This window comes from Streptomyces sp., from assembly GCF_031181705.1.
Classification (GTDB): Bacteria; Actinomycetota; Actinomycetes; order Streptomycetales; family Streptomycetaceae; genus Streptomyces.
The window spans coordinates 1-11,991 of record NZ_JAPSKN010000159.1; the positions used below are offsets into that span (position 1 = coordinate 1).

General features: G+C 71.7%; 9 protein-coding genes. All 9 read right to left on the reverse strand.

What is annotated here, in order from left to right:
• Window positions 1-5 precede the first annotated feature (5 nt).
• The gene (locus RIN80_RS23385) at window positions 6-2,165 is read right to left on the reverse strand and encodes a primosomal protein N' (RefSeq protein WP_309097616.1); all 2,160 of its coding nucleotides are present in this window, start codon (window positions 2,163-2,165) and stop codon (window positions 6-8) included.
• Between the two features lie 113 nt (window positions 2,166-2,278).
• A complete protein-coding gene (gene metK / locus RIN80_RS23390; RefSeq protein ID WP_094056334.1) occupies window positions 2,279-3,487 on the reverse strand; it encodes a methionine adenosyltransferase in 1,209 nt (402 codons plus the stop codon).
• 237 nt (window positions 3,488-3,724) lie between these two features.
• Entirely contained in the window at window positions 3,725-4,927 is a 1,203-nt protein-coding gene (gene coaBC, locus RIN80_RS23395) for a bifunctional phosphopantothenoylcysteine decarboxylase/phosphopantothenate--cysteine ligase CoaBC (RefSeq protein ID WP_309097617.1), read from the reverse strand.
• A 123-nt stretch (window positions 4,928-5,050) separates the two neighbouring features.
• On the reverse strand, window positions 5,051-5,323 hold the full coding sequence (gene rpoZ / locus RIN80_RS23400) for a DNA-directed RNA polymerase subunit omega (RefSeq protein WP_003988945.1): 273 nt from the start codon (window positions 5,321-5,323) through the stop codon (window positions 5,051-5,053).
• Between the two features lie 70 nt (window positions 5,324-5,393).
• Window positions 5,394-5,987 (reverse strand): guanylate kinase, encoded by a 594-nt coding sequence (gene gmk / locus RIN80_RS23405; RefSeq protein ID WP_309097618.1) that lies wholly within the window; start codon window positions 5,985-5,987, stop codon window positions 5,394-5,396.
• A gap of 58 nt (window positions 5,988-6,045) precedes the next feature.
• Window positions 6,046-6,369 (reverse strand): integration host factor, encoded by a 324-nt coding sequence (locus RIN80_RS23410; RefSeq protein WP_003977346.1) that lies wholly within the window; start codon window positions 6,367-6,369, stop codon window positions 6,046-6,048.
• Between the two features lie 277 nt (window positions 6,370-6,646).
• Entirely contained in the window at window positions 6,647-7,492 is an 846-nt protein-coding gene (pyrF, locus tag RIN80_RS23415) for an orotidine-5'-phosphate decarboxylase (RefSeq protein WP_309097619.1), read from the reverse strand.
• Window positions 7,489-8,595 carry a quinone-dependent dihydroorotate dehydrogenase gene (locus tag RIN80_RS23420; RefSeq protein WP_309097620.1) on the reverse strand — a complete coding sequence of 369 codons (1,107 nt, stop codon included), beginning with the start codon at window positions 8,593-8,595 and terminating at the stop codon, window positions 7,489-7,491. Before RIN80_RS23420 ends, pyrF begins: the two co-directional genes overlap by 4 nt.
• A gap of 70 nt (window positions 8,596-8,665) precedes the next feature.
• Window positions 8,666-11,974, reverse strand: a complete 3,309-nt coding sequence (gene carB, locus RIN80_RS23425; RefSeq protein WP_309097621.1) for a carbamoyl-phosphate synthase large subunit — start codon at window positions 11,972-11,974, stop codon at window positions 8,666-8,668.
• Between the last annotated feature and the right edge of the window lie 17 nt (window positions 11,975-11,991).

The window sequence follows — 11,991 nt, forward strand, 5'->3', positions numbered from 1 at the left end:
TCTCCTCAGCCGATGTCGGCGGGATCGATGCGCACCCACACCCCGGCTCCCGCGCCGCTCCCGCCCCCCCGGGCCATCCGCGCGGCCTGCGCGGCCTTCAGTGAGGCGGCCAGCGCCGCCCCCCTCCCCGGCGGCACCCGCACCAGCGCCCGCTCCCACTGCTCGCCCGGCGGCGGCGCCCCCGTGCGTCGCGGACGCCCGGCCGCGGTGACGGGCAGCGGCACCGGTCCCAGCACCTCGGCCTCCGGCGGCAGTCCGGCCGTACGGAGGAAGTCGGCCACCGCCTCCGGCGGACCCGCCACGGCCGCCATCCGGGACACCGGCGGGTATCCCAGCTCGGCCCGCTCGGCCAGCTCGCGCACCGCGTGCCCGACGGGGTCCCACCGGACGAGCGCCTGCACCGGCCGCAGCGTCGGCTCGGCCACGACCACCACCGTGCCGCCGGCGGACTGCGGCCGGACGAGCGACGCGGCCGCGATCCACCGCCGCAGCGCGTCCTCCCCGGACCGCAGATCGGGCCGCCCGAGCATCGCCCACCCGTCCAGCAGCAGCGCCGCCGCGTAGCCGCCCTCGGCGACGGGTTCGGCACCCGGTGTGCTCACCACCAGCGCGGGCGCCCCGGGCACCGTGTCCAGCACGTGTTCGCGCCCCGAGGTGCGCACCGGCACCGCGGGGAAGGCCCGTCCGAGTTCCTCGGCCGTCCGCCGGGCCCCCACCACCGAGGCGCGCAGCCGGAAGGACCCGCACTCCGGGCAGTGCCAGTTCTCCTCCGCGCGGCCGCACCAGCCACAGCACAGCGCACCGCCGTCCGGCGCCTCCAACGGCCCCGAGCAGTGCCGGCACCGCGCGGGGGCCCGGCAGGTGGCGCAGGCCATGCGCGGCACGTATCCCCGCCGGGGCACCTGGACCAGCACCGGCCCGTGCCGCAGGCCCTCCCGGACGGCCTGCCAGGCGAGGGTCGGCAACCGGGCGGCCCGGGCGGCCTCGTCCCGTGCGAGATCCCCGTCCCCGACGGTCCTGACGAGCGGGGCGGCGGCGCGCACCTGGTCCCGCCCGGCCACCAGCGGCCGCGCCCAGCCGCTCTCGACGAGCTGCGCGGCCTCCACCGTGCAGGCCCAGCTGCCCAGCAGGAAACCGCACCTGTCCTGTGCGGCTCGCAGCAGGAGCACCTCGCGGGCGTGCGGCTGCGGGGCGTGCAGCTCGCTGTGGCTGTCGTCCCCGTCGTCCCAGAGGGCGACCAGACCGAGATCCTGGACCGGGGCGAACATCGCGGCCCGGGTCCCCACCACGGCCCGCACGGAGCCCCGCCGCACGGCGAGCCACTGCGCGTACCGCTTCTCGGGGCCGGCGTCGGCGGTGAGCACCGCGTGCCGCCCCTCCCCCAGCAGGGCGGTCAACGCGGCGTCGACCCGGGCGACGGCCCGTCCGTCGGGCAGTACGACGAGCGCTCCACGGCCGGAGGCCAGCGTCGCCGCGACGGCCCGGGCCAGCTCCTCGCTCCACTGCGGCCCCGGCAGCGCGTTCCACACGGCCCGGGGCGCACCGCCGGAGGCCAGCGACTCCAGGAAGGCCGCTCCCCGCTCGTACCGCTGCCAGGACCCGGCCTCGGGTGCCGGGGGCGGCGGCAGGGGCTCCGGGGAGGCGCGCTGCTCGGCCCGTGCGTTGCGCGGCGGCACGGCGAGCTGCAGGACGTCGGCGAGGCTGCCCGCGTACCGGTCGGCGACCGCCCGGGCCAGCCCCAGCAGTTCCTCGCTCAGCACCCGCTCGGGCGACACGACCTGGGCGAGGGCGGCCAGCGGCCCGGAGTAGTCCGACTCGGGCAGCCGCTCGACGAGGAAACCGTCGATCAGCCCGCCGCCCTCACGGCGCCCCTCCCGCACCCGGTGCCGCCCGGCCCCGAACCGCACCCGCACCCGCACGCCCGGCTGGGCCTGCTCGTCCAGCTCCTCGGGGACGGCGTAGTCGAAGTACCGGTCGAGGTGGAGCACGCCCTTGTCGACGAGAACCCGCGCGACGGGCAGCTCCTTGGCGAGCGCGGCCCCCCGCCACGTCCGCGGCTTGGCCCGGGGCGTCTGCGCCTTGCGCACGCTCTCCCGGATGAGCGCGAGCTGCTCGGGCGGCGCACCCTCAGCACCGCCGCCCGCCTGTCCGTTCTCGCTGCTCACGCTTGCATTCTTACCAAACACCACTGACATCCGGCGGCCCCCGGAGACGAGCCCGGGACACGGCGAAGGCCCGGTTCCCCGAGGGGAACCGGGCCTTGCAGCCTCAGGGCTCGTTACAGCCCCGCCGCCTTGCGCAGGGCGTCCACGCGGTCCGTGCGCTCCCAGGTGAAGTCGGGCAGCTCACGGCCGAAGTGGCCGTAGGCCGCCGTCTGGGAGTAGATCGGGCGGAGCAGGTCGAGGTCGCGGATGATGGCGGCCGGACGCAGGTCGAAGACCTCGTCGATCGCCTTCTCGATGCGGTCCGTGTCGACCTTGGCGGTGCCGAAGGTCTCGACGAACAGACCGACCGGCTCGGCCTTGCCGATCGCGTACGCGACCTGGACCTCGCAGCGGGTGGCGAGACCCGCTGCGACCACGTTCTTCGCCACCCAGCGCATCGCGTACGCCGCGGAGCGGTCGACCTTGGACGGGTCCTTGCCGGAGAAGGCACCGCCGCCGTGCCGGGCCATGCCGCCGTAGGTGTCGATGATGATCTTGCGGCCGGTGAGGCCGGCGTCGCCCATCGGGCCGCCGATCTCGAAGCGGCCGGTGGGGTTGACCAGCAGGCGGTAGTTCTCCGTGTCGAGCTTGATGCCCTCGTCCAGGAGCGCCTTCAGCTCCGGCTCGACGACGAACTCCTTGATGTCGGGAGCCAGCAGCGAGTCCAGGTCGATGTCGGAGGCGTGCTGCGACGAGACGACCACGGTGTCCAGACGGACCGCCTTGTCGCCGTCGTACTCGATGGTGACCTGCGTCTTGCCGTCCGGGCGCAGGTAGGGGATCGTGCCGTTCTTGCGCACGTCCGACAGGCGCTTGGACAGGCGGTGGGCCAGGAAGATCGGCAGCGGCATCAGCGTCGGCGTCTCGTCCGTCGCGTAGCCGAACATCAGGCCCTGGTCGCCCGCGCCCTGCTTGTCGAGTTCGTCCTCGTCGCCCTCGACCCGGGACTCGTACGCGGTGTCCACGCCCTGGGCGATGTCGGGCGACTGGGCGCCGATCGACACCGAGACACCGCAGGAGGCGCCGTCGAAGCCCTTCTTGGAGGAGTCGTAGCCGATCTCCAGGATCTTGCTCCGGACCAGCGTCGCGATGTCCGCGTACGTCTTGGTGGTGACCTCGCCGGCCACGTGCACCAGACCGGTCGTGATCAAGGTCTCGACGGCGACCCGGGAGGTCGGGTCCTCACGCAGGAGCGCGTCGAGAATGGTGTCGCTGATCTGGTCAGCGATCTTGTCGGGGTGACCCTCGGTCACGGACTCCGAGGTGAACAGACGACGGGACACAACGCTCCCTGGGGTTGCAGCGGCTGCTGGCTGATCATTGGCGGACGGCGGGGGCTGCACCCGGCGCCGTCCATGGAACAGTTTATCGGTCACGCTTCGGCCACGGTCCCCCCGTCTCGCCACTCGGGAGTGCTGTGACCTGCGGCACGGGCATTCTGCCCAATGCCGAGCGACGTTGGCCAGAGGCGCCACGCCCCGGCTGGCCGGGTTTCACGGGACCGCGAAGCGGCGGAAACGTCAGCGCAGACGCTCGGCGACCAGGTCCCACACCGTTTCGGCCAGGGCTTCCTTCGGTCCGCGCGCCACCGGCGTCTCGCTGCCGTCGGCGCCGAGCACGACGGCCTCGTTCTCCTCGGAGCCGAACGTCTTGCGCTCCCCCACCTCGTTCACCACCAGCAGATCGCAGCCCTTGCGCTTCAGCTTGGCGCGGCCGTTGGCGAGGACGTCGTCGGTCTCCGCGGCGAAGCCGACGACGACCTGTCCGGCACGGGCCCGGTCGGCGGAGATCTCCGCGAGGATGTCCGGATTCCGCACCAGCGCGACCGGCTCCGGCTCCCGGTCGTCCTTCTTCTTGATCTTCCCGGTCGCGTACGCCGCCGGGCGGAAGTCCGCGACCGCCGCCGCCATGACCACGGCGTCGGCGTCGGCGGCGGCCTTCAGCACCGCCTCGCGCAGCTGCACGGCCGTGCCGACCGGGACGACGTCCACACCGGCCGGGTCCGGCAGGGCGCTGTTGGCCGCGATCAGCGTGACGCGGGCGCCCCGGGCGGCGGCGGTGCGGGCGAGGGCGTAGCCCTGCTTGCCGGAGGAGCGGTTGCCGAGGAAGCGGACCGGGTCCAGGGGCTCGCGGGTGCCCCCGGCGCTGACGACGACGTGCCGGCCCGCGAGGTCCGGCTCGCGGACGCCCCGGGCGAGCACGCGGCGGCACACCTCGAAGATCTCGGCCGGGTCGGGCAGCCGGCCCTTGCCGGTGTCGACGCCGGTGAGGCGGCCCACGGCCGGCTCGATGACGAGGGCGCCGCGGCGGCGCAGCGTCGCCACGTTCTCCCGGGTGGCCGGGTGCTCCCACATCTCCGTGTGCATGGCGGGGGCGAAGACGACCGGGCAGCGGGCGGTGAGCAGGGTGTTGGTCAGGAGGTCGTCGGCGAGGCCGTGGGCCGCCTTCGCGAGCAGGTCGGCGGTGGCCGGGGCGACGACGACCAGGTCGGCGTGCTGCCCGATGCGGACGTGGGGCACCTCGTGCACGTCGTCCCAGACCTCGGTGGCAACCGGCTTCCCGGAGAGCGCGGACCAGGTCGCGGCACCGACGAAGTGCAGCGCGGACGCGGTGGGCACCACGCGCACGTCGTGGCCCGACTCCGTCAGCCGCCGCAGCAGCTCACAGGCCTTGTACGCGGCGATGCCACCGCTGACCCCCAGGACGACCTTCGGCTTGTCCACGTCTCTCCCCGTCTCTGACCGACCTCGGCGACCGGCCCACCGTACGACTCCATGACACACCACAGGCCCGGCGGTCAGCCTGCCGGGCCTGTGGAAAAGTCAGCATCAAGCTGCAGATACTACTTACTGGGCCGGGCCTTCGACGGCCTCGGACGTGAGCAGCCCCGCGTTGATCTCGCGGAGGGCGATCGAGAGCGGCTTCTCGTGGACGTGGGTGTCGACGAGGGGACCGACGTACTCGAGGAGACCCTCGCCGAGCTGCGAGTAGTACGCGTTGATCTGGCGGGCCCGCTTGGCCGCGTAGATCACGAGGCTGTACTTCGAGTCGGTGGCCTCGAGGAGCTCGTCGATCGGCGGGTTGATGATGCCCTCGGGCGCGGAGATGGAAGAGGACACGCTCTACCTTCCGATGGATGGGAAAGATTCTGTCGGGGTGATCAGCGAGGACCGGATCGGTCAGCGATGGTCACACGACGTTCATCAAGGCTAGCAGCTCGCGCGCCACGTCTTCGACGGAGGTGTTGACCAGCGTCGTGTCGAACTCCGGTTCGGCCGCGAGCTCGATCTTGGCCGCCTCCAGCCTGCGCTTGATCACCTCGGGCGGTTCGGTGCCCCGCCCGGTGAGTCTGCGCACCAGTTCCTCCCAGGAGGGAGGGGCCAGGAACACCAGCTGGGCCTCGGGCATCGACTCCCGGACCAGACGGGCGCCCTGCAGGTCGATCTCCAGCAGGACGGCCTCGCCCTTCTCCAGGCGCTCCTGCACGGCCGCGCGCGGCGTGCCGTAGCGGTTGCCGGCGAACTCGGCCCACTCCAGCAGCTCGCCGTTGGCGATCAGCTTGTCCATCTCCTCGTCGGTGACGAAGAAGTAGTGGACTCCGTGCTGCTCGCCGGGGCGCGGCCTGCGGGTCGTCGCCGACACCGAGAGCCAGACCTCGGGGTGTTCCTTGCGCATATGAGCGACGACCGTGCTCTTGCCGACCCCGGAGGGGCCGGAGAGCACGGTCAGCCGCGGACCTACGTCCGGGGGTACGGGGGTCGCCCCCCGGGGTGTTGCTGCCATGCAGCGATTATCCAGCAATCCCGGAGTGCCCGGGACTCGCTACCCCGGACAGCCCGGTTCAGGAGCCGGTGCTGCCGAACTCGCGCTCCAGGGAGGCGATCTGGTTGGACCCGAGACCGCGCACGCGGCGGCTCTCGGAGATGCCCAGTCGCTCCATGATCTGCTTGGCGCGGACCTTGCCCACGCCCGGCAGGGACTCAAGAAGGGCGGAGACCTTCATCTTGCCGATGACGTCGTTCTCCTGGCCCTGCTTGATGACCTCGTGGAGGGAGGCGCCGGAGTGCTTGAGTCGATTCTTGACCTCGGCCCGCTCCCGGCGAGCCGCGGCGGCCTTTTCGAGCGCGGCTGCGCGCTGTTCAGGGGTAAGGGGCGGAAGAGCCACGCCTACGTCACCTCGGATGTCGAACTGTCGGATACGGACCGGTGAGGAACCTAGTCGCCCCACACCTGGGGAGCCACGAGCAACACACGCTTGCCCGCCCTCTCGTCGGAGACTAGCGGGCAAGTCCGCCAGAGTCAGCGAGAACAGCGGAAAAGTCCTGGTCAGCCTTCATCTGAACGGACATTTAGGACATACTGCCCCGGATTTGAGGATGTATTCCGACTCAGGAGACCCCGTGACCACTCATCGGAGGTCTCGCGATATGGTCTGGACCGCCTCACGAGGCCGTCACGGCGTGCCTGACCTCCTGAGCGAAGCGTTCCGTCGCGTCACGCAGAGCGACCGCGTCGGGACCGTGGCGCAGCACTCCCCGGCTGACGTTGGGCACGACATTGCGCACGGCCGCCCCGAAGACCCGGGGAAGATCGGCCGGCGCGGCCCCCTGGGCGCCGATGCCGGGCGCGAGGAGCGGGCCGTTGACGTCGAGGTCGTAGGTCGAGAGATCACCCAGGGTGGCGCCGACGACCGCCCCGAAGGAACCCAGGGGCCGCTCCCCCGCGTTCTCGGCGGCCAGGTGCGCCAGCATCGTCGCTCCGACGTCGCGGCCGTCGGGGCGCACGGCGTGCTGCACCTCGCCGCCCTCCGGGTTGGACGTCAGCGCCAGCACGAACAGCCCGGCGCCGCTCTCCCGGGCCAGCGCGACGGCCGGGGCGAGCGAGCCGTAGCCGAGGTAGGGCGAGACGGTCAGGGCGTCGCAGAACAGCGGCGCGTCCTTGTGCAGGAAGGACTCGGCGTAGGCGGCCATGGTCGAGCCGATGTCGCCTCGCTTGGCGTCCATCACGACCAGCGCGCCCGCCGCCCGGGCCTCGGCGACGGACCTCTCCAGCACCGCGACCCCCCGTGAGCCGAAGCGCTCGAAGAACGCACTCTGCGGCTTGAGCACGGCGACCCGGTCGGCGACGGCCTCGACGACCGTGCGGCTGAACCGCTCCAGACCCGCCACGTCGTCGTTCAGGCCCCACTCGGCCAGCAGGGACGCGTGCGGGTCGATGCCCACGCACAGCGGGCCGCGCTCGTCCATGGCCCGGCGCAGACGTGCGCCGAAGGGTTCGAGACCACTCATGCCGTCTTCCTCACGTCGGCGCCCACCGCGTCGGCGAGCGTGGCGTACGGGCTCGTGCGCAGGCGTGCGGCGAGGCCCTTGTGGATGGCGCGGGCGTAGAACGGCCCTTCGTAGACGAAGGCGCTGTAGCCCTGGACCAGGGTGGCGCCGGCCAGGATGCGCTGCCAGGCGTCCTCGGCGTTCTCGACGCCCCCGACACCCACCAGGGTGATCCGGTCGCCCACGCGCGCGTAGAGGCGGCGCAGCACCTCCAGGGAGCGCTCCTTCAGAGGCGCCCCGGACAGGCCGCCGGTCTCCTTGACCAGGGACGGGTCGGACGTCAGGCCGAGTCCCTCGCGCGCGATGGTGGTGTTCGTGGCGATGATGCCGTCCAGGCCGAGCTCCACGGCGAGGTCGGCGACGGCGTCGACGTCCTCGTCGGCGAGGTCCGGCGCGATCTTCACCAGGAGCGGGACGCGCCGCGCGGGCACCGTGCGGTCGGCGGCCTCGCGGACCGCGCTCAGCAGGGGGCGCAGCGCCTCGGTGGCCTGGAGGTCGCGCAGCCCCGGCGTGTTCGGGGAGGAGACGTTGACCACCAGGTAGTCGGCGTAGGGCGCGAGCCGCTCGGCGGACTTCACGTAGTCCGCGACGGCCTCCTCCTCGGGTACGGCCTTGGTCTTGCCGATGTTGACGCCCACGACCGTCTTGAAGACGGGCGTACGGGAGGCCAGGCGGGCGGCGACGCGCAGGGAGCCGTCGTTGTTGAAGCCCATGCGGTTGATCAGCGCCCGGTCCTGGACCAGGCGGAACAGCCGCTGCTTGGGGTTGCCGGGCTGGGGCTCGCCGGTCACCGTGCCGATCTCGACGTGGTCGAAGCCGAGCATGGCCATGCCGTCGATGCCGACGGCGTTCTTGTCGAAGCCGGCCGCGAGGCCGAAGGGGCCGTGCATGCGCAAGCCCAGGGCCTCGGTGCGCAGCTCCTTGTGGCGGGGCGCGAGGGCGGCCGCGAGGAAGGTGCGCAGCACGGGCACCCGGGCGGCCAGGCGGATCCAGCGGAAGGCCAAGTGGTGGGCCTGCTCCGGGTCCAGCCGTTTGAAGACGAGACGGAAGAAGATCTTGTACATGGTGTCCTCACGAGGACCTGGGGTCCTCACGAAGAGGGGGACACCGTTTCCGGTGTCCCCCTCGGGGCTGCTAGTCGCGGGCCGCGGTCAGGTGTTCCGCGTGTTCCTGGAGCGATCGGACGCTCACGTCGCCGCGGTTGAGGGCGTCGATGCCCTGGACCGCCGCGGCGAGCGCCTGGACCGTCGTCAGGCAGGGCACGGAGCGTGCCACGGCCGCGGTGCGGATGTCGTAGCCGTCCAGGCGGCCGCCGGTGCCGTACGGGGTGTTGACGATGAGGTCGACCTCGCCGTCGTGGATGAGCTGGACGATGGTCTTCTCGCCGTTCGGGCCCACGCCCTCGGACTGCTTGCGCACGACGGTGGCGTTGATGCCGTTGCGCTTGAGGACCTCGGCCGTGCCGGAGGTGGCCAGCAGCTCGAAGCCGTGCGCGACCAGCTCACGGGCCGGGAAGATCATCGAGCGCTTGTCGCGGTTGGCGACCGAGATGAACGCGCGGCCCTTGGTGGGCAGCGGGCCGTAGGCGCCGGCCTGCGACTTGGCGTACGCCGTGCCGAAGACGGCGTCGATGCCCATCACCTCGCCGGTGGAGCGCATCTCCGGGCCGAGGACCGTGTCGACGCCGCGGCCGTGCACGTCGCGGAAGCGCGACCACGGCATGACGGCCTCCTTGACGGAGATCGGCGCGTCCAGCGGCAGCTCGCCGCCGTCGCCGTGCGCCGGGAGCAGGCCCTCGGCGCGCAGTTCGGCGATGGTGGCGCCCAGCGAGATGCGGGCGGCGGCCTTGGCCAGCGGCACCGCCGTCGCCTTCGAGGTGAAGGGGACGGTCCGGGACGCGCGCGGGTTGGCCTCCAGGACGTAGAGGATGTCGCCGGCGAGCGCGAACTGGATGTTGATCAGGCCGCGTACGCCCACGCCCTTGGCGATGGCCTCGGTGGAGGCGCGCAGGCGCTTGATGTCGAAGCCGCCGAGCGTGATCGGGGGCAGGGCGCACGCCGAGTCGCCGGAGTGGATGCCGGCCTCCTCGATGTGCTCCATGACACCGCCGAGGTACAGCTCCTCGCCGTCGTAGAGGGCGTCGACGTCGATCTCGATGGCGTCGTCGAGGAAGCGGTCGACCAGGACCGGCCGCGAGGGGCTGATCTCGGTGGACTCGGCGATGTAGGACTCCAGCCGGGTCTCGTCGTAGACGATCTCCATGCCGCGTCCGCCGAGGACGTACGAGGGGCGCACCAGGACCGGGTAGCCGATCTCGTCGGCGATGGCCTTGGCCTCGGCGAAGGTGGTGGCGGTGCCGTGCTTGGGGGCCGGGAGGCCGGCCTCCTTGAGGACCTGTCCGAAGGCGCCCCGGTCCTCGGCGGCGTGGATGGCCTCCGGGGAGGTGCCGACGATCGGCACGCCGTTGTCCTTCAGCGCCTGCGACAGGCCCAGCGGGGTCTGCCCGCCGAGCTGGACGACGACGCCCGCGACGGGCCCGGCCTGCCGCTCGGCGTGCACGATCTCCAGCACGTCCTCCAGCGTCAGCGGCTCGAAGTAGAGGCGGTCGGAGGTGTCGTAGTCGGTCGAGACCGTCTCCGGGTTGCAGTTGACCATCACCGTCTCGTAGCCCGCGTCGCTCAGCGCGAACGAGGCGTGGACGCAGGAGTAGTCGAACTCGATGCCCTGGCCGATGCGGTTCGGGCCGGAGCCCAGGATGATGACGGCCGGCTTCTCGCGCGGCGCCACCTCGGTCTCCTCGTCGTAGGAGGAGTAGAAGTACGGCGTCTTCGCGGCGAACTCGGCGGCGCAGGTGTCGACCGTCTTGTAGACGGGGCGGATGCCCAGGGCGTGCCTCACCTCGCGGACGACGTCCTCGCGCAGGCCGCGGATCTCGGCGATCTGCGTGTCGGAGAAGCCGTGCCGCTTGGCCTCGGCCAGGAGGTCGGCGGTCAGCTCGGGTGCCTCGGCCAGCTCGTCGGCGATCTCCTTGATCAGGAAGAGCTGGTCGACGAACCAGGGGTCGATCCTCGTGTAGTCGAAGACCTCCTCGGGCGTGGCGCCCGCGCGGATGGCCTGCATGACGGTGTTGATGCGGCCGTCGGTGGGGCGGACGGCCTGCTCCAGCAACCGCGTCTTGTCGCCCGGCTCGCCGACGAAGGTGAACTGGCTGCCCTTCTTCTCCAGGGAGCGCATGGCCTTCTGGAAGGCCTCGGTGAAGTTCCGGCCGATGGCCATGGCCTCGCCGACCGACTTCATGGTCGTGGTGAGGGTGGAGTCGGCGCTGGGGAACTTCTCGAAGGCGAAGCGCGGGGCCTTGACGACCACGTAGTCGAGCGTCGGCTCGAAGGAGGCCGGGGTCTCCTGCGTGATGTCGTTGGGGATCTCGTCCAGCGTGTAGCCGACGGCCAGCTTGGCGGCGATCTTGGCGATCGGGAAGCCGGTGGCCTTGGAGGCGAGGGCCGAGGAGCGGGACACGCGCGGGTTCATCTCGATGACGATCACGCGGCCGTCCTCGGGGTTGACCGCGAACTGGATGTTGCAGCCGCCGGTGTCGACGCCGACCTCGCGGATCACGGCGATGCCGATGTCGCGCAGGATCTGGTACTCGCGGTCGGTGAGCGTCATCGCGGGCGCCACGGTGATCGAGTCGCCGGTGTGCACGCCCATGGGGTCGAAGTTCTCGATGGAGCAGACGACCACGACGTTGTCGTGCTTGTCGCGCATCAGCTCCAGCTCGTACTCCTTCCAGCCGAGGATGGACTCCTCCAGGAGGACCTCGGTGGTCGGCGAGAGGGTGAGGCCCTGGCCGGCGATGCGGCGCAGTTCCTCCTCGTCGTGGGCGAAGCCGGAGCCGGCGCCGCCCATGGTGAAGGAGGGGCGGACGACGACCGGGTAGCCGCCGAGCTCCTCGACACCGGCGAGCACCTCGTCCATGGTGTGGCAGATGACCGAGCGGGCGGACTCGCCGTGGCCGATCTTCTTGCGGACCTCCTCCACGACCTCCTTGAACTGGTCGCGGTCCTCGCCCTTGTGGATGGCCGCCACGTTGGCGCCGATCAGCTCGACGCCGTACTTGTCGAGGACGCCGTTCTCGTGCAGCGAGATGGCGGTGTTGAGGGCCGTCTGGCCGCCCAGGGTGGGCAGCAGCGCGTCGGGCCGCTCCTTGGCGATGATCTTCTCGACGAACTCGGGGGTGATCGGCTCGACGTAGGTGGCGTCGGCGATCTCCGGGTCGGTCATGATCGTCGCCGGGTTGGAGTTCACGAGGATGACCCTGAGGCCCTCGGACTTCAGCACGCGGCACGCCTGGGTGCCGGAGTAGTCGAACTCGGCGGCCTGGCCGATGACGATCGGGCCGGAGCCGATGACCAGGACGGACTGGATATCGGTGCGCTTAGGCACGCTGGCCCTCCATCAGG

What these genes read in the sequence shown, in the direction of transcription:
- pyrF (WP_309097619.1), bottom strand. Translation starts at nt 7,492, where the DNA reads ATGAGTGGTCTCGAACCCTTCGGCGCACGTCTGCGCCGGGCCATGGAC.
- gmk (WP_309097618.1), bottom strand. Translation starts at nt 5,987, where the DNA reads ATGGCAGCAACACCCCGGGGGGCGACCCCCGTACCCCCGGACGTAGGT.
- RIN80_RS23420 (WP_309097620.1), bottom strand. Translation starts at nt 8,595, where the DNA reads ATGTACAAGATCTTCTTCCGTCTCGTCTTCAAACGGCTGGACCCGGAG.